At 76.3% G+C, this 22,036-nt stretch carries 18 protein-coding genes and 1 pseudogene; 7 read left to right on the forward strand and 12 right to left on the reverse strand.

The genetic code is table 11. The features are described 5' to 3' along the window. Window position 1: 1 nt before the first annotated feature. Together EV189_RS09390 and EV189_RS09395 are read right to left on the reverse strand one after the other, a co-directional pair. A complete protein-coding gene (locus EV189_RS09390; protein WP_130492624.1) occupies window positions 2–1,297 on the reverse strand; it encodes an AAA family ATPase in 1,296 nt (431 codons plus the stop codon). Then, complete coding sequence (locus tag EV189_RS09395) at window positions 1,294–1,953, reverse strand: SAF domain-containing protein (protein WP_165400216.1); 660 nt, start codon at window positions 1,951–1,953, stop codon at window positions 1,294–1,296. Before EV189_RS09395 ends, EV189_RS09390 begins: the two co-directional genes overlap by 4 nt. Window positions 1,954–2,135: 182 nt before the next feature. On the opposite strand from EV189_RS09395, the gene EV189_RS09400 reads away from it, so the two are divergent. Continuing rightward, complete coding sequence (locus EV189_RS09400; RefSeq protein WP_231116224.1) at window positions 2,136–2,369, forward strand: helix-turn-helix domain-containing protein; 234 nt, start codon at window positions 2,136–2,138, stop codon at window positions 2,367–2,369. 7 nt (window positions 2,370–2,376) lie between these two features. Here the strand turns inward: EV189_RS09400 and EV189_RS09405 are convergent, their stop codons facing one another. Further along, window positions 2,377–2,922 (reverse strand): hypothetical protein, encoded by a 546-nt coding sequence (locus EV189_RS09405; protein ID WP_130492626.1) that lies wholly within the window; start codon window positions 2,920–2,922, stop codon window positions 2,377–2,379. Between the two features lie 97 nt (window positions 2,923–3,019). Here EV189_RS09405 and EV189_RS09410 point away from each other — a divergent pair, with 97 nt between their 5' ends. Both EV189_RS09410 and EV189_RS09415 read left to right on the forward strand, forming a co-directional pair. Then, window positions 3,020–3,709, forward strand: a complete 690-nt coding sequence (locus tag EV189_RS09410; protein ID WP_130492627.1) for a LysM peptidoglycan-binding domain-containing protein — start codon at window positions 3,020–3,022, stop codon at window positions 3,707–3,709. Window positions 3,710–3,763: 54 nt separating this feature from the next. After that, entirely contained in the window at window positions 3,764–4,369 is a 606-nt protein-coding gene (locus EV189_RS09415) for an Rv3235 family protein (protein WP_130492628.1), read from the forward strand. 63 nt (window positions 4,370–4,432) lie between these two features. On the opposite strand, the gene secA is transcribed toward EV189_RS09415, so the two are convergent. After that, entirely contained in the window at window positions 4,433–7,240 is a 2,808-nt protein-coding gene (secA, locus tag EV189_RS09420) for a preprotein translocase subunit SecA (protein ID WP_130492629.1), read from the reverse strand. 219 nt (window positions 7,241–7,459) lie between these two features. On the opposite strand from secA, the gene EV189_RS09425 reads away from it, so the two are divergent. From EV189_RS09425 to EV189_RS09435, 3 genes are all read left to right on the forward strand, one after another. Beyond that, the gene (locus EV189_RS09425) at window positions 7,460–7,648 is read left to right on the forward strand and encodes a hypothetical protein (RefSeq protein WP_130492630.1); all 189 of its coding nucleotides are present in this window, start codon (window positions 7,460–7,462) and stop codon (window positions 7,646–7,648) included. 182 nt (window positions 7,649–7,830) lie between these two features. Then, window positions 7,831–8,778 carry an ATP-binding cassette domain-containing protein gene (locus EV189_RS09430; RefSeq protein ID WP_130492981.1) on the forward strand — a complete coding sequence of 316 codons (948 nt, stop codon included), beginning with the start codon at window positions 7,831–7,833 and terminating at the stop codon, window positions 8,776–8,778. Next, the gene (locus tag EV189_RS09435; RefSeq protein ID WP_130492631.1) at window positions 8,775–9,578 is read left to right on the forward strand and encodes an ABC transporter permease; all 804 of its coding nucleotides are present in this window, start codon (window positions 8,775–8,777) and stop codon (window positions 9,576–9,578) included. The genes EV189_RS09430 and EV189_RS09435 overlap by 4 nt, the downstream gene beginning before the upstream one ends. Before the next feature lie 1,926 nt (window positions 9,579–11,504). Here EV189_RS09435 and EV189_RS21060 read toward each other — a convergent pair. The 8 genes and pseudogenes from EV189_RS21060 to mtrA form a co-directional block, all read right to left on the reverse strand. Continuing rightward, window positions 11,505–12,692: pseudogene (locus EV189_RS21060) on the reverse strand (AfsR/SARP family transcriptional regulator); the annotation flags it as partial. Further along, complete coding sequence (locus EV189_RS09445; RefSeq protein WP_130492633.1) at window positions 12,689–13,906, reverse strand: winged helix-turn-helix domain-containing protein; 1,218 nt, start codon at window positions 13,904–13,906, stop codon at window positions 12,689–12,691. The gene EV189_RS09445 and the pseudogene EV189_RS21060, both read right to left, overlap by 4 nt. Window positions 13,907–13,916: 10 nt before the next feature. Continuing rightward, the gene (locus EV189_RS09450) at window positions 13,917–14,585 is read right to left on the reverse strand and encodes a response regulator (protein ID WP_130492634.1); all 669 of its coding nucleotides are present in this window, start codon (window positions 14,583–14,585) and stop codon (window positions 13,917–13,919) included. Between the two features lie 70 nt (window positions 14,586–14,655). Further along, entirely contained in the window at window positions 14,656–15,288 is a 633-nt protein-coding gene (gene hpf, locus EV189_RS09455) for a ribosome hibernation-promoting factor, HPF/YfiA family (protein ID WP_130492635.1), read from the reverse strand. A gap of 359 nt (window positions 15,289–15,647) precedes the next feature. Further along, window positions 15,648–16,463 (reverse strand): ComF family protein, encoded by an 816-nt coding sequence (locus tag EV189_RS09460; RefSeq protein WP_196788544.1) that lies wholly within the window; start codon window positions 16,461–16,463, stop codon window positions 15,648–15,650. Window positions 16,464–16,571: 108 nt separating this feature from the next. Then, window positions 16,572–18,416, reverse strand: a complete 1,845-nt coding sequence (locus tag EV189_RS09465; RefSeq protein ID WP_130492636.1) for a GerMN domain-containing protein — start codon at window positions 18,414–18,416, stop codon at window positions 16,572–16,574. After that, window positions 18,413–20,131, reverse strand: coding sequence for an MtrAB system histidine kinase MtrB (gene mtrB / locus EV189_RS09470; protein WP_130492637.1), 1,719 nt, complete (start codon window positions 20,129–20,131; stop codon window positions 18,413–18,415). Before mtrB ends, EV189_RS09465 begins: the two co-directional genes overlap by 4 nt. A gap of 3 nt (window positions 20,132–20,134) precedes the next feature. After that, window positions 20,135–20,812, reverse strand: coding sequence for an MtrAB system response regulator MtrA (mtrA, locus tag EV189_RS09475; RefSeq protein WP_130492638.1), 678 nt, complete (start codon window positions 20,810–20,812; stop codon window positions 20,135–20,137). Window positions 20,813–21,112: 300 nt separating this feature from the next. Between mtrA and EV189_RS09480 the strand changes: the two genes are divergently transcribed. Further along, a complete protein-coding gene (locus EV189_RS09480; protein ID WP_165400217.1) occupies window positions 21,113–22,036 on the forward strand; it encodes a hypothetical protein in 924 nt (307 codons plus the stop codon).

Below are 22,036 nucleotides of genomic sequence, written 5' to 3' on the forward strand. Positions count from 1 at the left end.
GTCACGCCCGGGCGGCTGCCCACCGTCGGGCCGAGCGCCGCCGGCGCCGCGGCGCCGTCCCGGTCAGCTCGGCCGCCAGCGCCCGCAGCGGCTCGCGCACCGGCGACCCGGGCGCGGCCTCGGCGAGGGTCCGCCCGGCGAGCAGGGCGGCGTCGAGCCCGGCGCGGTCCTCCGGGACGAGGACGGCGTCGGCCACGCCGGCGTACCGGACGAGGGCGTCGCGCAGCTGCTGCTCGGGGCGTGGTCCGACGACGCTGCGGCGCACCCGGTTGACGAGCACGCGCGGGTCGGCGACCGGCACCGCGTCACGCAGCTCGCGCAGCCCGCGGACCAGGCGCTGCAGGCCGAGCGGGTCCGCCGAGCCGACGGCGAGGACGACGTCGGCCTGCTCCAGCGCGACGAGCGTGGCCGCGTTGCGCCGGGGTGCGGCGACGTCGAAGCTCAGCTCCTCGTCCTGCTCGAGGCAGAAGCCGCAGTCGACCACCACGAGCGCGCCGAGCCCCCGGGCCGCGCGGAGGACGTCCTCGAGCGCCGCCGGGCGCAGCTCGGGCCAGCGCTCGGCCCGCGGGATCCCGGTGAGCAGCCGCAGCCGCGGCGAGACCTCCGGGGCTAGCCGCCCGAGGGCCGCGACGTCCAGGCCGCCGGTCGCCGCGAGCCGCACCGCAGCCGCCAGGCCGGGGGCCTCGTCGAGCAGGCCGAGGGCCTGGGCGAGCACCCCGCCGTACGTGTCGGCGTCGACGAGCACCGTCGGCACCCCGAGCGCCGCCGCCTCGCTGGCCAGCCCGAGGGCGACCGTGCTGCGACCGGGGGCGCCCGCGGGCCCCCACACGGCGACCACAGTGCCCTCGACCGCCGGCTCGGGCGCCTCCTCGGCGGGCAGGTCGGCGACCAGCGGGAGTGCGGCCGCGGGGTCGGCCCAGCCCCGGGCGGTCCCGCCGAGCCGCTCGAGGGCGAGGGACACGGCCTCCTCCAGCGCTGCCAGCGGCGCGTCCGCGGCCAGCACCGGGGCGACGCCGGCGGCGCGCAGGCGCTCGCGCCCGTGGTCGTCCGTCGCCGCCGCGACCCCCAGCACCGCGACGCCCGAGGCGTGCAGGCGGGCGACCGCGTCCCGGTCGAGCCGACGCAGGTCGGCGCCGACGAGGGCGACCTCCCCGCTGCCCGCCGCTGCGGCGGCCAGCAGGTCGGCGAGCTCCACGCACCGGCGCACGACGCGCAGCGCGCCGCCCCCGTGCTCGATCCGCCCGACGAGCTCGCCCTCGAAGGGCGCTCCGGGCAGCGCGACCAGCAGGCCCGTCACGACGCGGCCACGGCAGGAGCGGCAGGGACCTCGACGAGGTGCACCGAGCCGGTCGCGACGGCCGCGAGCAGCGGGGCGACCTGCGCCTCGGGCACCTCGACGGTCACCGTCGTGCTGGCCGAGGAGCCGAAGCCGCTGCCGCTGCCGGTGCGCACGACCGGGACGCGGCGCAGCACGGGGCCGCTGGGAGCCGACTCGCTGGGTGCCGACGAGCTGGGTGCCGGCTCGTCGCGCGGCACGACGTAGACGTCGACGACGGCGTGCCGGTCGATGCCGTCCACGGCGCCGACCTCGAGGGTCACGTCGCGGACCTCGCCCCCGCCGGTGCGCGCGACCGCGCGGCTCGGCAGCAGCTCCCCGGCCGTCACCGGGCGGACGAGCACGAGGCCGCTCGGTGCCTGCCCGGCAGCGAGGTAGCGCCCGGACGCGCCGTCCAGCCGCACGCGGACCGCGACCAGGTCGGCCGGCGAGAGCCGCGCTCCCGCGGCGAGGTCGCGGCGCAGCGCCCACACCGGCGTACGGTCGTCGGCCGAGGCGACGACGCGACTGCCGAGGGCGACCGAGCCGAGGACGAGGAGCAGGCCGAGCACGGCGCGCGGCTCGAGCCAGCGGGCGCGCGGCAGCCGTGCGGCGCTGGGGGCGGGGGCGTCGGGCACGGCGTGCTCCTCCTGTGCTGGTGCGGTGCTGGTGCTGGTGCAGGGGTCGTCGCCCAGGCTGCGGGCAGGCCGAGCACGACGCCGCCCGCTCCCTCGCACGGGTGACCACCGGACGGAGGCACCCACCACCCTGTGGACGAGCGTCGTCACGCTGGGCGTACGACTGCGACACTGGTGCCGCCATGGCCGTGCAGCGACGCTTCCTCCAGCTCAGCGACGTCGCCGAGATCCTCAACATCTCGGCCTCGCAGACCTACGCCCTCGTGCGCAACGGCGACCTGCCGGCGATCAAGATCGGCGGACGCGGCCAGTGGCGGGTCGAGGCGAGCGTGCTGGAGGACTACATCCAGCGGCTCTACTCGGAGACCCGGGCGTTCGTCGACGCGCACCCGTTCGGGGACGAGCCCACCGACTGACGCCGGCTCAGCCGGGCCGCACCACCGCGAGCGCGGGCAGCGGCAGCGTCTGCACCCCGCGCACCTCGCCGCTGCGCCGCGCTCGGTCCGCCGGGTGCACCGCGAGGTCGAGCCAGTCCGCGCCCACGCGGTCCCCGGTGCCGTGGAGCACGGTCCCGTCGCGGAGCACCACGTCGAGCGCCGCGCGCTCGCGGACGAGCCCGCGCAGCACGTAGCCCAGGTCCAGCCGCCGCGCGACCTCGCCCTCCTCGACGGCGCTGCGGGCCGGGAGGCCGCTCACCGCCAGCACCGCGGGGGCGGCGACCACGGCAGCCCGCACGCCCGACCCCAGCAGCAGCCAGCCCGGCCCGCTGTCGACCAGCTCGCCCTCGAGCGGACCGGCCCCCTCCACGCGCAGGACGAGCCTGCAGCCGTGCGCCGAGCGGAGCCGCGCCGCCCACGGCACCCGGGCCCACTCCCGCCGGGTGCGGTCCGCGACCTCGGCCCCGAGCTCGGCGCGCTCGGCGGCCTCCAGCTGGGCCTCCAGGTCCGCGAACAGCTCGTCCCAGCGCACCGGGCAAGCAGACCACACCTTCGAGTGATGGCGGCGCGCACCTCGTGGTGATCGAATGCATCCACACGCAAACGCAAGCAAACGAAGGGATGAGTGCATGGCCGTCCTCCGCAGTGCCTCGACCGCCGTCCTCGCCACGGCAGCGCTGGCGGCGTACGCGCCCGGTGCCGTCCGCGTCGGCTCGGCCGCGCTGCGCGCCCCGGGGGCCGGACCCGCCGCGCTCGACACCTGCACGGGGGCCACCGCAGGACTGCTGGTCGTCGCCGTGCTCGGCTGGCTCGCGCTCGCTGGTGCGCTCTGCGCGCTCGCGGCGCTGCCGGGCGCGGTCGGGGGTGCGGCCACCGTCGCGGCCGAGCGGGTCACTCCCCTGGTGCTGCGCCGGGCGCTGGGCGCCCTCGCGGGTGCCGCCGTCGTCGCGGCACCGGCTGCCCCCGCGCTCGCCGCCGGTCCCGCCGGGACCGTCCGTGCTCCGGCGGTCCCCTCAGCGCTGGCGTGGACGCGGGGCCTCCCCACCGCCGACCGGCCCATGGCTGCCCCGGCACCCGCTCCGGCGACGGCCTCTGCTCCTGCTGCTCCCACCGCGAGGACCGTGACCGTCCGGACGGGCGACTCCCTGTGGGCGCTCGCGGCACGGCAGCTCGGCTCGGCCGCGCGACCCGCGGACGTCGCCCGCGCCTGGCCCCGGTGGTGGCACGCCAACACCGACCAGCTCGGCCGGCACCCCGACCGCCTGGTGCCGGGCCAGGTGCTCCGCATCCCCGTCGAGCGCCCCACCCGCGCCCGGTAGGCGCCCACCTGCTCCGACACCCCGCCAGCGCACCACCCCAGCCGAGGAGACCCCGTGACCACCACGAGCCCCGCGACGCTCCCCTTCCGCCGCCCCGCCCCCGCGCACGAGCCGCCGCACGCCCCGCCCTCCACGCCTCCGGCGGAGCGATCAAGGACGCGGCAGGACCTGGCTCAGCTGCGCCTCGAGCTCGGGTTCGCCGAGCGCACCGGTCCCGTGCGGCTGCGCCTCGTCGACGGCGACGGGCCACGGCGTACGGGCCGCTCCTCGCTCCCGGACGCCCGCGCCTGGGCCACCCGGCTCGTCCAGGCCCTGCTCGAGGTGGAGTCCGGGGCCCGGCCGACGAGCCAGCTCGCCCGCTGGCTGCGCGAGGACGTCCTGCTCGACGTGCGCCGCCGCCGCGCCACGAGCCCGCCGGCCGCGCGTGCCGGGGTGCGTCCGCTGCCGGGACGGCTCGTACGCGTCCACGTCGGGGAGCCCGACGACGGGGTCGCCGAGGTCGCCGCCGTCGTCGCCGTGCACGGGCGGGTGCGCGCGCTCGCCCTGCGCCTCGAGGGCCTCGACGGCCGCTGGGTCTGCACGTCGTACGACCGGCTGCTGCCCGGCACCTCCCCGGAGACGCAGCAGCCCGCCGCCCGGGGGGTCCGGGTGGCGGGCTGAGCGTGCGGCGGGCGGCCTGGCTGACGAGCCGAGCTGGCCAGCCGACCTGGCCAGCCGACCTGGCTAGCCGATCTGGCCGGGGAACGACTCCTGCCGGTTGCGCGGGTCGCCGTGGCAGCGCTTGAACCGCTTGCCCGACCCGCAGGGGCACGGGGCGTTGCGGGCGACCTCGGCGAAGTCGACGCCGTCGAGGTCGTCGCTCTCCTCGCGGATCTCCCGGGCGTCGCCGTCCACGCTGGGCGCCGTGTAGGCGAGCTGCGTCGGGCGGCGCGGCGCCTCCAGGCCCTTGGCGGAGACGTGGACGTGCTCGTGCTCGTCGCCCGCCTCGTCGGCCGCGCCGTCCTCCTCCGCCTCGACCTGGACCTCGAGGTTGAACAGGAAGCCGACCGACTCCTCCTTGATGCCGTCCATCATCGCGGTGAACAGCTGGAAGCCCTCGCGCTGGTACTCGACGAGCGGGTCGCGCTGCGCCATCGCGCGCAGCCCGATGCCCTCCTGGAGGTAGTCCATCTCGTAGAGGTGCTCGCGCCACTTGCGGTCGAGCACCGAGAGGACGACGCGGCGCTCGAGCTCGCGCACGACCTCCTCGCCGAGCGCCTCCTCGCGGCGGGCGTACGCCTCCTGCGCGTCGCGCTGCAGGCGCTCCACCAGCAGGTCCTGGGTGATGCCGGCGCGGTCGCCGCCCGCCTCCTGCTCGACCTCGGCGACGGTGACGCCGACAGGGTAGAGGGTGCGCAGCGCCGTCCAGAGCTGGTCGAGGTCCCACTCCTCGGCGAAGCCGTCGCCGGTCGCGCCCACGACGTACGCCTCGACGACGTCGTCGATCATGTGCGCGACCTGGTCGGCGAGGTCCTCGCCCTCGAGCACGCGGCGGCGCTCGTCGTAGATGACCTCGCGCTGGCGGTTGAGGACGTCGTCGTACTTGAGGACGTTCTTGCGGATCTCGAAGTTCTGCGCCTCGCGCTGCGACTGCGCCGAGCGGATCGCGTTGGTCACCATCTTGGACTCGATGGGCACGTCGTCCGGGATGTTGAAGCGGGTGAGGAACGACTCCACCATCGCGGCGTTGAACAGCCGCATGAGGTCGTCCTCGAGCGAGAGGTAGAACCGCGACTCGCCGGGGTCGCCCTGACGGCCGGAGCGGCCGCGCAGCTGGTTGTCGATGCGCCGCGACTCGTGGCGCTCGGTGCCGAGGACGTAGAGGCCGCCGAGCTCGCTGACCTCGTCGTGCTCGGAGCGCACCGCCTCGCGCGCCTTCTCGACCGCGTCGGCCCAGGCCGCCTCGTAGTCCTCCGGGGTCTCGACCGGGTCGAGGCCGCGCTCGCGCAGCCCGTGGTCGGCGAGGAACTCCGAGTTGCCGCCGAGCATGATGTCGGTGCCGCGGCCGGCCATGTTGGTCGCCACGGTGACGGCGCCCTTGCGGCCGGCGAGCGCGACGATGGCCGCCTCGCGCTCGTGGTGCTTCGCGTTGAGCACCTCGTGCGGGATGCCGCGGCGGCGCAGCTTCTGCGAGAGGTACTCCGACTTCTCGACGCTCACCGTGCCGACGAGGATCGGCTGGCCCTTCTGGTGCCGCTCGGCGATGTCCTCCACGACGGCGTCGAACTTCGCCTCCTCGGTCTTGTAGATGAGGTCGGACTGGTCGGCGCGCTGGGCAGGGCGGTTGGTCCGGATGGGGACGACGCCGAGCTTGTAGATCTGCTGGAACTCCGAGGCCTCGGTCATGGCCGTGCCGGTCATGCCGGAGAGCTTGGAGTAGAGCCGGAAGAAGTTCTGCAGGGTGATCGTGGCGAGCGTCTGGTTCTCGTCCTTGATCGGCACGCCCTCCTTGGCCTCGATGGCCTGGTGCATGCCCTCGTTGTAGCGGCGGCCCGCGAGGATGCGGCCGGTGTGCTCGTCGACGATGAGGACCTCGCCGTTGATGACGACGTAGTCCTTGTCGCGCTTGTAGAGCTCCTTGGCCTTGAGCGCGTTGTTGAGGTAGCCCACGAGCGGGGTGTTGGCCGACTCGTAGAGGTTGTCGATGCCGAGCCAGTCCTCGACCTTGACGACGCCGGGCTCGAGGATGCCGACGGTGCGCTTCTTCTCGTCGACCTCGTAGTCGCCGTCGACGTCCTTCTCGGGGTCGCCGCGCTTCATGCGGCGCACGAGCGCCGCGAACTCGGCGTACCACTTCGTCGCCTGGTCGGCGGGGCCGCTGATGATGAGCGGCGTGCGGGCCTCGTCGATGAGGATCGAGTCGACCTCGTCGACGACGGCGAAGTTGTGCCCGCGCTGGACCAGCTCGTCGCGCGACCACGCCATGTTGTCGCGCAGGTAGTCGAAGCCGAACTCGTTGTTGGTGCCGTAGGTGATGTCGCAGGCGTAGGCCTCGCGGCGCTGCTCCGGCGTCATCGAGGCGAGGATCGTGCCCACCGACAGCCCGAGGAAGCGGTGGACGCGGCCCATCCACTCGGCGTCGCGCTCGGCGAGGTAGTCGTTGACGGTGACGACGTGGACGCCCTTGCCCTCGAGGGCGTTGAGGTAGGCCGGCAGCGTCGAGACGAGGGTCTTGCCCTCACCGGTGCGCATCTCGGCGATGTTGCCGAGGTGGAGCGCGGCGCCGCCCATGAGCTGGACGTCGTAGTGGCGCTGCCCGAGGACGCGCTTGGCCGCCTCCCGCACGGTGGCGAACGCCTCCGGCAGCAGGGAGTCGAGGGACTCGCCCTCGGCGAGGCGGCGGCGGAACTCCTCGGTCTGGCCGCGCAGCTCCTCGTCGCTCATCGCGACGAAGTCCTCCTCGATGGCGTTGACCTGGGCCGCGAGGCCCTCGAGCTTGCGCACCGTCTTGCCCTCGCCGGCGCGAAGGATCTTGTCGAGGATCGCGGGCACCCGTTCGACTCCTACCTGCGTCCGTGTCCCGCCCGCTCCCTGGCGGGAGCGCGGCGAGCGGCGTCGTCGTGGCGCCGTGGCTGTCCATGCTATGCCCGCGCTCCCGCTGCCGGGGCAGGCGGCTAGGCTTGCCCCCGCGCTGGCCCACCGCGTGCTCCGGCAGCGCGGCGCGACGAGCGCCACCGGCACGACCACCAGCACGACCCACGGAGGACACGGATGGCCCAGGCCAGCACGCGCGGACGCCCGATCTCCTGGGTGTGGGTGCTCGTCATGGTGGTCGCGTTCACGGTCGGCGGCATCGGCCTCGCCGCCGGCTCGTGGGTCGTGTTCTGGATCGGGCTCGGGGTCTTCCTCGCGGCCGGGCTCGCGTCGCTGTTCACGGGCATCCTCACCGACGTCCACTAGGCGGCTGTCGGCCGCTGGCAGCCGCTGTCGACGGGGCGCCGGCGCTGACAGCGGGCTGAGCGCCGCCTGACAGCGCCTCCGGGGACGGTGGTCCCATGAGCAGCACGCAGACCACCCAGACCCACAGCCCCGTCGCCCCTGCGCCGGGCACGTCCCGGGCCCTCCGACAGGACCTCGCGCCGATGACGCGGAGCAGCTCCGACCTCGCCGTCCACGCCGAGGGCCTCACCAAGGCGTACGGCGCCACCCGCGCGCTCGACGGCATCGACCTCGCCGTGCCCGCCGGCACGGTGCTCGGCGTCCTCGGGCCCAACGGCGCCGGCAAGACGACCGCCGTGCGCATCCTCGCCACGCTGCTGCGCCCCGACGGCGGGACGGCGCGCGTCGCCGGGCACGACGTCGTCCGCGAGCCCGACGCCGTGCGCCGCTCGATCGGCCTCACCGGCCAGTACGCCTCGGTCGACGAGGACCTCACCGGCCGCGAGAACCTCGTCATGGTCGGGCGCCTGCTCGACCTGCCCGGGCGGGCCGCGAAGGCCCGCGCCGCCGCCCTGCTCGCCGACTTCGACCTCGACGACGCCGCGGACCGGGCGGCCAAGACGTACTCGGGCGGCATGCGCCGTCGGCTCGACCTCGCGGTGAGCCTCGTGAGCTCGCCGCAGGTGATCTTCCTCGACGAGCCCACCACCGGGCTCGACCCCGCCAAGCGCGACGAGGTGTGGGGCATCGTGCGCCGCCTCGTCGCGGACGGCACCACGGTCCTGCTGACCACGCAGTACCTCGAGGAGGCGGAGGCGCTCGCCGACGCCATCACGGTCATCGACGCCGGCCGCGTCATCGCCACCGGCACCCCGGCCGAGCTCAAGCGGGTCGTCGGCGCCTCGAGCGTGCGGGTCCGGCCCGCCGACCCCGGGGACCTGCCAGCCGTGCTCGCCCTGCTCGAGCGCGTCACCGGGCGCGTGCCCGACTCCCCCGGGCGCGGCGTCGCGAGCGTGCCGGGCGACGAGGGCGTCCTGCGCACGCTGCTCGACGTGGTCCAGCGCGAGGGCATCGCGCTCAGCGAGCTCGCCCTCGCCCTCCCCAGCCTCGACGAGGTCTTCTTCGCCCTGACCCGGAAGGACGCCCGATGAGCGCCGCCACCGCCAGCCCCGCCTCGACGCCGCGCCCGCTGCTCCCCGCCACCGTCCGGCAGAGCCTCGTGCTCGCCGGCCGCGCGGTGCGGAAGATCGTCCGCACCCCGGAGCAGCTGCTCGACGTGACGCTGCAGCCGGTGATCTTCGTGCTGCTCTTCGTCTACGTCTTCGGCGGGGCGATCGCCGGCTCCCGCCACGAGTACCTCGAGTACGTCCTGCCCGCCCTGCTCGTCCAGACCGTGCTGTTCGGCTCGGTGGCCATCGGCGTCAACCTCAACACCGACGTCGAGAAGGGCGTCTTCGACCGCTTCCGCAGCCTGCCCATCTCGCGCAGCGCCCCGCTCGTCGGAGCCGTCCTCGGTGACGTCGTGCGCTACGCGGTGTCGGTCGTCGTCCTCGCCGCGGTGGGCTTCTCGATCGGGTTCGACGTGCGCACCAACGCCCTCGAGGCGCTGGCGGGCGCGGTCCTCGTCATCGGGTTCGCGCTGTGCCTGTGCTGGGTCAGCGTGTGGCTCGGGCTCGTCGCGCGCAGCGCCGGGTCCGTGCAGGGCATCGCGTTCCTCGTGCTGTTCCCGCTGACCTTCGGCAGCAACGCGTTCGTCCAGACCAGCACGCTGCCCGGCTGGCTACAGGCCTGGACCCACCTGAACCCCGTCAGCCACGTCCTCGAGGCCGAGCGCGGGCTGCTCGTCGGCGGCCCGGTCGCGCAGCCGCTGCTCGTCACCGCCTGCTGGATGGTCGGGCTGCTCGCGGTCTTCGTCCCGCTCGCCACCCGGGCGTACCGGAAGCGCACCTGACGCGCGCAGCGCTCCCAGCACCTCGTGGCGCCCCAGCGCCCGGCCCTGCGCGTACGCCGCGGACACGCCGTCCTCGCCCACCAGGGCGAGGGCGGCGTCGCGCAGCCTGCGGGTCCGCAGTCCGCCGAGGTCGTCGGCACCGCGCACGGCGGCGGCCGCCCCCAGCGCGTACGCCGCCCCTCCCCCGTCCCCTGCGGCCAGCGCGAGGTCGGCCCAGACCGCGACGACCTCGGCGAGGCAGGGCATGTCGCGCACGGCGCTGGCGCGAGCGAGGGCGTCGAGGCCGGCGACCCGCGCCCGGTCGACAGCGCCGAGGGCGGCCTCCGCCGAGGCGGCGACCGCGAGCACGAGGGCGGTGAGCTGGGCAGGCTCGTGCGACCCCGGCTCCGGCCCGGACGGGCGGACCGGGCCCAGCCGCCGCAGCGCCGCAGCGGGGTCCCCCTCGACGAGGTCGAGCTCGGCCAGCGCCATGAGGGCCAGGGCCCCGCTCGCCAGCGAGCCCGTGCTCTCGGACACCGCGACGGCCGACTCCAGCGCGTCGCGGGCCGCGGCGGGGTCGCCGTGCGCGGCGTGGAGCATCGCGAGCCGGACCCTCGTGAAGGACGCGTCGTCCACGGCCTGCAGCCCGACGAGCCGCTCGACCGCCTCGCGGTACGCCGCCTCCGCCTGCTCGAGCTCCCCGCGCAGCGCGTGCACGCCGGCGAGCTGCGACAGCGTCATCGCCATCCCCCAGCCGTCGCCCACGCGGCGGAACAGCGCGAGCGCCCGCTCCAGCCCCTCGAGCTGGCCCTCGACCTCGCCGGCGTTCTCGTCGGACAGCGCGACGACCAGGTGGAGCGCGGCCTGCTGCCAGGTGTCGGCACCGGGCAGCACCTCCTCGGCGGCCGCGCGCACGGCCGCGCTGTCGTCCGCGACGATGCCCGCGACGACGCCGACGAGCGCGAGCAGGGGGTGCCGCTCGTCCGGAGGGGTGGAGGTCACGAGCTCCTGCACGGCGAGGAAGCGCTCGGCCAGGTCGGGCACGCCCGTGCTCGTGCCCGCGGCCAGCAGCCACATCGACTCGACCAGGGCGCGCGCGCTGGGCGAGGCGTCGCCGGGCAGGTCATGGAGCCGTGCCAGCTCGACGGCGGCCTCGGCGTGGCTGCCGAGCAGCACCCAGTACCAGCACAGGCCGGCGCCCGTGCGCAGCGCGCCGTCGACGTCGCCGGCGGCCACGAAGGCCTCGATCGCCGCGCCGACCTCCGCGCGCTCGGCACGCAGCAGGGAGATGGCGGCCGACTGGCCAGCGGTGCGCAGGTCGGGCTCCACCCGCTCGACCAGCTCGAGGTACGCGCGGGCGTGCCGCAGCCGCACCTCCTCCTCCTCGCCGGCCTCGCGCAGGCGCTCCCGGGCGTACTCCCGGACGGTCTCGAGCATCCGGTAGCGCCCGTCGGCGCCCGCCTCGAGCAGCGACTGCTCGGCGAGCCGGGCGAGCGCGTCGGCGACCTCGACGGCGTCGCCCCCGTCGTCGGCGCACACCGCGGCCGCCAGCGGCACGGACGCACCGCCCGCGAAGACCGCGAGGCGGCGCAGCACCCGCCGGTCGGCTGGAGGGAGCAGCTCCCAGCTCCAGTCGATGACCGCGCGCAGCCCGCGGTGGCGGGTCGACAGCGCGGGGTCGTCGCCGCGCAGCAGCCGGAAGCGGTCGTCGAGCCGGTCGGCGACGTGCTGCAGCGTCATCCCGCGCAGCCGCGCGGCCGCGAGCTCGATCGCCAGCGGCAGGCGGTCGAGGCGCCGGCACACCTCGGCCACGAGCCGGTCGTCGTCGGCCGAGCCCGGGCGCACGGCGTCCGCGCGCTGGCGGAGCAGCTCGGCCGCCGCGGCGTCGTCGAGGGGCGGGACGGCGACGACCCGCTCGCCCAGCAGTCCCAGCGGCTCGCGGCTGGTCGTCACGACCCGCAGCTGCGGGCAGCGCGCCAGCAGCAGCGCGACCAGCCGGGCGGCCGCGGCCACGACGTGCTCGCAGTTGTCGAGCACGAGCACGCGGGGAGCACCGGCGAGCAGCTCGACCAGGCGGTCGCCGGGCGTGCCGGGGACGGCGGTGACGTCCGGCAGCATCGAGCGGCGCGGGCCGAGCGCCTCGACGACGGCGGTGGCGAGCTCCTCGTCCGGCCGCACGGGCGCCAGCAGCGCGAGCACGGGCGGGTCGCCCGACCCCGCCGCCGCGGCGAGCGCCGGTCCCGCCTCCGTGGCGAGGCGGGTCTTGCCCACGCCGCCGGGCCCGAGCAGCGTCACCAGCCGCGCCTCCGCGACGGCTCGGGCGAGCGCCGCGAGCGCGCCGTCGCGGCCGAGGAAGCTCGTGAGGTACGCCGGTGCGGCGGGCCCGGCGGGAGGCGCGGCGGGCTCGGGCGCGGCCCGCTCGCCGCGGAGCACGGCGAGCAGGGCCTCCTGGAGCTCGGCGCCCGGGTCGACGCCGAGCTCGTCGGCGAGCAGCGCCCGCGTCCGCTCCGCGAGCGCGAGTGCGTCGGCCTGCCGGCCGAGGACGACGAGGGCGCGCATGCGCAGGACGACGGCGCTCTCCCGCAGCGGGTCGCGCTCGAGCAGGCCCGCGAGGCGCTCCGCCGCGTCCGCCGCCCGCCCGGCGCCGAGGGCGGCCGCGGCGGCGAGCTCGACGAGGTCGGCGCGGGCGGCCTCGAGGCGCGCGGCGGCGGCCGGCACGTACGGCGCCGTGACGCCCTGGAGCGGCTCGCCGCGCCACAACCCGCACGCGCGGTCGAGGACCGCGGCCGCCTCGGCCGCCCGGCCCTCCCCGAGCAGGGCGCGCCCCTGCCGGGCGAGCCGCTCGGCGAGCCCCGCGTCGACCTCGTCCGGCGCGACGGCGAGCGCGTAGCCGTCGGGCTGCGAGGAGACGGCGGCCGCCTCGGGCAGCGCCCGGCGCAGCCGGGAGACCACCGTCTGCAGGGCTCCCGACGCGTCGGCCGGCGGCTCCTCGCCCCACAGCGCGTCGACGAGCGCGGCCCGCGGGACCGTCCGCCCGGGCTCGAGGGCGAGGCGGGCGAGCAGGGCGCGCGGGCGGGGTCCGGCGACGTCGGGGGCGAGCGGACCCAGCACGCGGTACGCCGGGGTGCCCGTCACGCTCCCACCACTCCGGCGAGCGCGGCCGCGAGGTCGCCGCGGGGGACGACGCGCACCTGATCCAGCCCGAGCCAGCCGGCGAGCAGGCCCAGCTCCTCGGCGAGCTCGCGCGCGGTGGCGGGCGGGGCGTCGGGCTCGGCGTACGCGCCCTGCACGACGAGCACGCCCGCAGCCCGGTCGGCCTTGAGGTCGACGCGGGCGACGAGCCGGTCACCGAGCAGGAAGGGCAGCACGTAGTAGCCGTGGACGCGCTGCGGCGCCGGCACGTAGATCTCGATGCGGTAGCGGAAGCCGAAGAGCTCCTCGACGCGGTCGCGCTGCCAGACGAGCGGGTCGAAGGGCGCGAGCAGGGCGCGGGCCTCGACCCTCCGGGGCAGCCGCGCGGCCGCGTGGAGGTACGCCGGGCGGCGCAGCTCCCCCACCTGCACCGGCAGCAGGACCCCCCGCTCGACGAGCACCTCGATCCCGTGCCGCGCGTCCGCCACCGGCAGGCGGAAGTAGTCGCGCAGGTCGCGCTCGGTGGCGACGCCGGTGGCCCGGGCGGCGGTCTCGACGAGCTCGGGGAAGGGGTCCTCCGGCGGCGCGGCGAGAGCGGCGGCCGGCAGCGCCCGCTCGGGGAGGGCGTAGCGGCGCTCGAACTGCGCGGTGCGCCCGGCGGAGGTGACGCGACCGGAGAAGAACAGGTGCTCCAGCGCCTGCTTGACCAGCGACCAGTTCCACCCCCAGTGGTCCTTCGCCCGCGGCAGGTCGTGGGCGAGCGCGCGCTCCAGCCCGACCGCCGTCACCGGGCCGCGGGCACCGACCTCCTCGAGCACGGCGGCGACGAGGTCGGGGTGCTCCACCGCCACCCGGCGCAGGGAGCCCCACGCGTCGGTCTCCCAGCGCTGCATCCGCCAGTGGAGCAGCGGCAGCGTCGCGGGCGGTACGTAGCTCGCCTCGTGGGCCCAGTACTCCACCAACCGACGAGGAGCGCGCCCGGCCAGGGCGTCCAGCCCGCCGCGGTCGTACGCGCCGAGGCGGCTGAAGAACGGCAGGTAGTGGGCGCGGGACAGGACGTTGACGCTGTCGATCTGGACGACGCCGAGCCGGGCGAGCGTGGCCGTGAGGGCACGGTTGCCGACCGCCGCCGGGCGCTCCACAGCGAAGCCCTGCGCGGCGAGCGCCACGCGCCGGGCCTGGGCGAGGGTCAGCCGCTCCGGGCTGCGCGCGGGCACCGTCCGGGGCTCAGGTGATCTCGAGCAGCTTCTCGCGCACCGCGTAGACGACCGCCTCCATGCGCGAGTGGAGCTGGAGCTTCTCGAGGATGTTGCGGACGTGGTTCTTCACGGTGTTCTCGCTGATGAAGAGCTGCTGGCCGATGTCGCGGTTGTTGAGCCCGCGGGCGACGAGCTTGAGCACCTGCAGCTCGCGCTCGGTGAGCCGCGGGGCCGGCACCTGCTCACGGTCGTCGCTGCGGCGGATCAGCGTCGAGAACTCCGTGAGCAGCTTGCTGGCCAGTGCGGGCGAGATCAGCGACTGCCCACCGTGGACGGCGCGGATGCTGCTCGGGACCTCGTCGATGGCGACGTCCTTCAGCAGGTAGCCCTTGGCCCCCGCCTTGATGGCCTCGAACAGGTCGGCGTCCTCGTCCGAGCTGGTCAGCATGATGATCTCGGCGCTCGGCACCAGCTCGCGGATGGAGCGGCAGGCCTCGATGCCCCCGCGCTGGGGCATCTTGACGTCCATCAGCACGATGTCCGGCGTCAGCTCGACGGTCTGCGCCACGGCCTGGGCGCCGTCACCCGCCTCGCCGACCACCTCGAGGTCCGGCTCCAGGCCGAGCACCGCCTCCAGGCCACGGCGGAACAGTGCGTGGTCGTCGACGATCAGCACGCGGATCGGGTCAGCCGGCACGCCGCCATCTTGTCACGCGACCAGGCGGGGAGCGGGAGAGCGCGCTCCCGCTCCCCCGCCGCGCGGTCGGCTAGCCCTCGTCGGGCGCGGGCCCGGGGGCCGCCTCGAGGTCGAGGGCGATCACGCCGTAGTTCCACCCCTTGCGGCGGTAGACCACGCTCGGGCGCTTGGTGGTGGCGTCGACGAAGAGGAAGAAGTCGTGGCCGACGAGCTCCATCTCGTAGAGCGCCTGGTCCAGCGTCACCGGCTGCGCCTCGTGGACCTTCTCCCGGATGACCACCGGGCTCTCGCCCTGGTCCGGGCCCGCGGCCTCGGCGTCGTCCTCGACGACGAGGTCGGAGGGCGTCGCCCCGGCCGCTGCCGTCGCGGCGGCGACCGACACCGGCGTCTTCCCGCCGTGGTGCACGCGGCGGCGGTCAGCGGCCTTGCGCAGCCGCGCCTCGAGCTTGCCGATCGCGAGGTCGAGCGCCGTCCCGCGGTCGTCGGAGCACGCCTCGGCACGCACGACCGGCCCCTTGGACCGCACGGTGATCTCGACCCGCTCGCACTCACCCGCCAGTCGCGGGTTGTGCTCCTCCGAGACCTCCACGTCGATGCGCATGACCTTGGCGTCGAAGCGGTCGACCCGGCTGAGCTTCTCGACGGCGTGGCGGCGGAACCGGTCGGTCACCTCGGTGTGACGACCCTTGACGACGACATCCACGGATGCGACCTCCAGCGGAGTGGCGACCTGGCGGGGGCCGGGTCACGGACGGGCGATGGTCCTCGGGTCCCTTCTGGGCTGTCCGTACTGACTACCCGGCGATGCGCCCTGATCACCCTGCGACACGCCCGGAGTGTCCCCGGAGCGTCGGGGAGGGGGCGGCACCCGACCGGCCGACCTGGTCTTCGAACCCCACATCCGCCTGCTGAGGGGGTCGCGGCTCCACGCCACTACTGCCCTTCTCCCGGGACGGCGGCCATCTGGACCACCGGCGGGGCAGGACTTACTTCTAAGCCGCACCGTGATCGGTCGACGAGGAGTCGCCTTACGTGGGCCGTTTCGCCTGCGGCTGGCATCGGCTAGCCCGCCCTCCGCGACTGCTCGCGCAGCCGAGGGGGGACGAGCGCAACCACGGACCCGGTCGGGTGCCATGGAGGAACGGTAGTCGCATCCGGCGCGGCGCGGGGGCCCGCCGGCCGACCGGCCCTCCCCACCGACGGCGGACGGCGGCGCCGGGTCGTCGCGACCACCGCCGCACCGACTGGCACCCGCCCGGCGGCGAGCAGCGCGCGGCGCGCCTCGACCAGCGAGGCGCCCGTCGTCATGACGTCGTCGACGAGCACGACCACCCCCCGCGGGCCCCCCGCTCGGGCGGCGTACGCCCCGGCGAGGTTGCGCGCTCGCTCCCCCGCGCCGAGCCCGGCGGAGTCCGCGACCTGCCGGGTCGGGCGCAGCAGGACCGCCCGGCGCGCCGGCACGCCCTGCCGGCGCAGCGCCCCGGCGGCCGCCGCCGCGAGCTCGCCCCCCGCGCTGCGGCCGCGGCGCCGGACGGCCGAGCGCGAGGAGGGGACCGGCACGAGCAGCAGCCCCTCCTCCAGCGGTGCACCCGTCTCGGCGAGCAGCCCGCGGACGGCCGCGGCCAGCGCCTCCCCGAGCGGGGGCGCCAGCGCCCGGCGCCCGTGCTCCTTGAACGCGGCGAGCGCGGCGGGCAGCGGGCCGGCGTACGCCGCGACGGCGTGCACCACCGGGAGACCCGGCGGCTCCGGCGTGGGGCGGGAGCGGTGCGGCGGCGCGCCGAGCAGGGCGAGGCAGTCCGCGCACAGCGGCCCGCTGGCCGGGCCGCGGCAGCCCGCGCAGCGCGCCCGGAGGAGCAGGTCGGCGAGATCGGCGAGCACGTGCCCACGCTCCCGCGCGGCCTCCGCCCTGTGCGAGCACGCGGGTGCGGCCTGGGGACGACGGGCCCCTCGGACGCGGTCGCACCCTGGGGACGGACGCCCGGGCTCCTACTCCTGGAAGGAGGGCTGGGTGAGCCCGGCGCCGAAGGTCTTGCCCTTGAGCAGCTGCAGCTGGCCGCCGGTCCCCGGCAGCCCGAGCACGGGCGGCTGGTCCGGGTTCGCGGAGACGGCGACGGTCTCCGCCCCCGCGGTCTCGTCGACGGTGGACGACACCCGGCCGACCGGGACCACCCGGAAGCTCGGCTGCGCCTTGGAGCCGGGGTTGGACGTGAGCAGCGCGACCGAGGACGGCTGCGCCCACTCGACGTCGCGCACCACCTGGTCGCCGGTGCTCGCCAGCGGCAGCGCCTCCCCTAGCAGGGGCACGGGAGTGGCTTCTCGACGCACGACGGGGAGCACGACCACCACGTCGCGCTGCTTGCCGGTCGTGAGGACGACCGCGACCCTCGCCCCGTCCGGCGCGACGTGGACGAGCTTGAGCGAGAGCCGCGGGACGCCGTAGCGCTGGGCGAGCGCGCCGAGGTCGAGCGGGACCTGCCCGACCTCGGTCGAGCCCGGGGCGACGACGAGCAGCTGGCCGGTCGCGGTGTCCCCCGACCACAGCCAGCCGGTGCCGTCGAAGGACGGCGCCGCGAGCGACCCGCGACCCGTGTAGACAGTCCGCGGCGCCAGCCCGGTGCCGTCGTCGAGCACGAGCTCGCGCCGGCCCGTGCCGCCGAGCGCGGCGCTGCGCACGACGCCCGCGCGGCCGACACCGGTGCGCACGGGGAAGGAGAGCGCCCGACCCCGCAGGCCCGAGTACGCAGTCGCCGAGGACCCTCCGACCGTGGCCACGACCACCTGCCCCGCGCGCACCCCCGGGTGCTTCTTGTCGAGGCGGACGGCCAGGACGGTCTTCTCCGCCTTGGGCGCCGGGTCGTAGCCGGCGGCGAGGCCCGTGACGTCGACCGGCGCCCCCACCCCGGTCGCGAGCGCGACCTTGTCGATGCCGAGCTCGAGGTCGGCGCCGAGGTCGCTCTGCGTCAGCGTCGCGGACAGCTGCGCCCCGAGCAGCTCGCGCTGCGCGGCCGAGAGCGCGTCGAGCCCGCTGAGCTGGACCTGCGCGGTGCTCGTGTCGAGCGTGACCGGCTGCTGCAGGACCGTCCCGCGGGGGACCGCGGTGGTGACGGCGCCCTGCAGGCGGGTCGGCGGGCCCGCGAGCAGCAGCTGGACCAGCGCCGTGGCGAGGCTGCCGCGGCCCTGCGGCAGGAAGACCGGCTCCGGCACGAGGCGCTGGTGGTCGGGAGTCAGCCACCAGAGGTTGAGCGGCGCCAGCGCGTAGGCGACGGAGGCCCGGTCGAGCACCAGGCCGGTGGACAGGTCGATCTCGCCCAGGGCGTCCGCGGCACCCTCGACCGGCGCGCCGGACAGGGCGCCGACGCGCCACTCCGCGCTCCCGCCCTGCACCGCCGCGTCGACGAGGGAGAAGGTCAGCCGCACCTTCACCGGCGCCGGCAGCGGGACGTAGCGCCCGCCGTCGAGCCGCCCGAGCGCCGTCCCGCGCTCGACCTGCTGGGGGGAGGTGGGGTCGCCCCCCTTCTCCGGGGTGAGCGCGTCGACGACGAGAATGCCCGCGGAGGGCTGCCAGCTCGTCGCGGCCGAGGCGGAGAGGAATCTGCGGGCGGTCGCGAAGTCCTCGTCGAACCCGGCGGACGCAGCGAGGAAGCGCGCCACGACCGTGCGCGGGTCCAGCCCCGGCTCGGGGCCCGGCACCCGCACGTGGACGTACGCGTCGGCCGGCGCGACCGCGCGGTCCGGCACCTCGGTCATGCCCGAGGACGGGATGCCGGCGCAGGCGGCCAGCAGCAGGCAGAGGGCGAGCAGGACGGGAGTCCCGCGACGGGCGCGGCTCACAGCAGCCCTCCTGCGCGCTCGGTCTGCTGGTAGGCCACGCCGATGTCGGTGATGGCGTTGCGCCGGGCCGGGCCCAGCGGGATCGGCGAGCCGTGGAGCTCCGCGCCGGCGTGCCGGGGCAGGGTCAGCCGGAAGTGCGCGCCGTGCCCGGGCTCGCCGTACGCCTGAAGCCACCCGCCGTGGAGGTGCGCGTCCTCCAGCGCGATCGAGAGCCCGAGCCCGGTGCCCCCGGTGTGGCGGGCGCGGGAGGGGTCCGCGCGCCAGAACCGGTCGAACACCCGCAGCGCGTCCTCGGGCGTGAAGCCGATGCCCCGGTCGCGCACGCCGATCGCGACAGCCTCGTCGTTGCCCGCGATCGCCACGGTGATGGGCCGGCCCTCGCCGTGCTCGACGGCGTTGACGACGAGGTTGCGCACGACCCGCTCGATCCGCCGCGGATCGCACTCGGCGAGGCAGGGCTGCATGGGCGGCTGCAGCACCAGCTCGCTGCCGCGCCGCTCGGCGAGCGGCTCGGCCGCCTCGAGCGCGCGGCGCACCAGGGCCTCGAGGTCGACGGGCTCCAGCTCGAGCTGCGCGGCGCCGGCGTCGAAGCGGCTGATCTCGAGCAGGTCGGCGAGCAGCGCCTCGAACCGGTCGAGCTGGGTCTGGAGCAGCTCGCTGGAGCGCGCGACGTGCGGCGGGAAGGTGTCGGAGAAGCCGTGGAGCACGTCCGCGGCCATGCGCACCGTCGTGAGCGGGGTGCGCAGCTCGTGGGAGACGTCGGAGACGAACCGCCGCTGCACCCGCGAGAGGTCCTCCAGCGCGCGGATCTGGCTCTGCAGGTTGGTCGCCATGCGGTTGAACGACGCCCCCAGCCGGGCGAGGTCGTCCTCACCACGTACGTGCATCCGCTCCTCGAGCTTGCCCGCGGCGAGCCGCTCGGCGATGCGCGCGGCGAGGCGGACGGGCGTGACGACGGTGCGCGCCACGACGTACGCGATGAGCCCGACGAGCACGACGAGGGCGATCCCGGCGAGGAGGAAGGTGTTGCGGACCAGGTCGAGGGTGTCGCGCTCGGAGGTGAGGAAGAAGACGTAGTAGAGCTCGTACTGCAGCCCGTCGACCTGGACCCCGGTCCCGACGACGAGCGCCGGCACGCTGCGCTGGCGCTTCGGGTCGCGTCCCACGGCGTACGCGTAGCCGGACCGGCCCTCGGACACCGCGTCGCGCAGCTCCGCCGGCACCACCTGCTGCTCGTTGACCCCGGACTGCCAATCCTTCAGCACCTCGGTGCCGCCGGCGAAGCGCCGGGTGACGAGCAGGAGAACCTCGCGCCGGCCGGGCTCCCCGCCGGTGCTCGCGAGCGAGCGCACCAGCTTCCCGGCGTCGGCGTTGACCTTCGCGGCGCTCGTGCCGTCGGGAGCCGGCGCCGACACCTTCGACCCCGCCGCGCCGGACAGCGTCTCGGCGACCGCGCTCGTGACGCGGGCGCGCAGGATCGCGTCGCGCACCTGGACGAACAGGAACGTCCCCAGCAGCGAGACGAACAGCAGCGAGAGCGCGACCGTCGTCGAGACGACCCGCAGGCGCAGCGAGCGGCGCCACGCGGCGACCACCCGGCGAGCGGGGTGGCGCGGCAGCGGGGCCCGGGGCAGCGTCGCGGGCCGGGGCGCGCGGAGGGCGGGGCGCGGCGAGGCCGGCCGGCGCCCCGAGCGCAGCGCGGAGGGCAGGCGCACGGGCTAGGCCGGTCCCGCCTTGTAGCCGACGCCGCGGACGGTGACGACGACCTCCGGGTGCTCCGGGTCGCGCTCGATCTTGGCGCGCAGGCGCTGCACGTGGACGTTGACCAGCCGGGTGTCGGCGGCGTGGCGGTAGCCCCACACCTGCTCGAGCAGCACCTCGCGGCTGAAGACCTGCCAGGGCTTGCGCGCGAGGGCGGCCAGCAGGTCGAACTCCAGCGGGGTCAGCCCGATGAGCTGGCCGTCGCGCCGCACGCTGTGGCCGGCGAGGTCGATGGAGAGGTCGCCGATCTGCAGCGACTCCGAGGCCGGCTCGTCGCCGCGGCGCAGCCGGGCACGCAGCCGCGCGACGAGCTCCTTGGGCTTGAACGGCTTGACGACGTAGTCGTCGGCGCCCGCCTCGAGCCCGACGACGACGTCGACGGTGTCGCCCTTGGCCGTGAGCATGACGATGGGCAGGCCGGACTCCGCCCGGATCTGCCGGCACACCTCGATGCCGTCGCGGCCGGGGAGCATGAGGTCGAGCAGCACGATGTCGGGGCGCGACTCGCGGAACACCTCCAGCGCGGAGTCCCCGTCCGCGCAGAACACGGGGTCGAGCCCCTCGCTGCGCAGCACGATCCCGAGCATCTCCGCCAGCGCCGGGTCGTCGTCGACCACGAGCACTCGTCCCTTCACCTGCGTCCCCGTCCTCTCCCTCGCCCGCCGGCCCGTACGGGCCCCCTCCATCGTGCACCCCCGCCGCAACCGGGGGTGGCAGGATCGGCGGGGCTCGGCACGACGGACGACGAGGGCGAGGCGAGGCAGGGCATGTCGCAGGAACCGCAGGGGCCGCCCGGGGGCGGGTGGCACCCACCGGTCCCCCCTGTCCAGCCCGTCCCGCCGCCGGCGCCGCCGGCTGGCGCGCCGCTGCCGCCCCCCGCTCCGGGCTGGGGACCCTCGCCGTACGGCGCGCCCGCCACCCCTGCTTACGCCGCGGTGCGGCCGGGCGTCGTCCCCCTCCGCCCGCTTGCGGTCGGCGAGATCCTCGACGGCGCCGTGCAGACCGCGCGCGCCCACCCCCGGGTCGTGCTCGGGCTCTCCGCCGTGGCCGTGAGCGTGGGCGCGCTGGTCGGGCTCGTCGCCAACACGACCGTCGGCGCCGGCGCGGCCCCGCTGTTCCGCGACTCGACCGTCCCCCTGACCGACGACCAGGCGACGAGCGCCCTCGGCCACCTCACGGCCGCGACGGGGATCTCCGCGCTCGTCGGCGTGCTCGTGCACGTCGTCCTCACGGGGATGCTCGTCGGTGTGCTCGGCCGCGCGGTGCTCGGCCGCCCCGCTCCCGCTGGCGAGGTGTGGCGGGAGGTCCGGCCCCGGCTCCTCCCGCTGCTCGGCATGACGCTGCTGCTCGCCCTCGTCTCGGTGCTCGCGGTCGCCGTCGTGGTGGTGGTCATCGCCGTCGCAGCGGTCGCCGTCGCGCCCGTGGCCGGGGCCCTGCTGGCGGTCCCGCTGCTGGCCGGGCTGGTCGTGCTGCTGGCCTGGCTCTGGACCGCCACGGGCGTCGCGGCTCCCGCGCTCGTGCTGGAGAAGCAGGGCGTGCGCGGGGCGCTGCGCCGCTCGGTGCGCCTGGTGCGCGGGTCGTTCTGGCGGGTGCTCGGCATCCAGCTGCTGGTGCAGATCGGGGCGAGCGTCGCCGGCGGCATCCTCGGCGGCGTCTTCAGCGTGGCCGCCTTCGTGGTGTCGCGCGCGTCCGACGGCTCGCTCTACGACGTGGGGCCGCAGCTGCTCGTCGCGGTCGGTTCCGTCGTGTCCGGCACGCTCACGGCGCCGATCGTCGCCTGCTCGGTCGGCCTGCTCTACGTCGACCTGCGCATGCGCCGCGAGGGACTCGACCTCGAGCTGGCGCGCGCCGCGGCCTGA

The sequence above is a fragment of the Motilibacter rhizosphaerae genome, from assembly GCF_004216915.1.
GTDB lineage: Bacteria > Actinomycetota > Actinomycetes > Motilibacterales > Motilibacteraceae > Motilibacter > Motilibacter rhizosphaerae.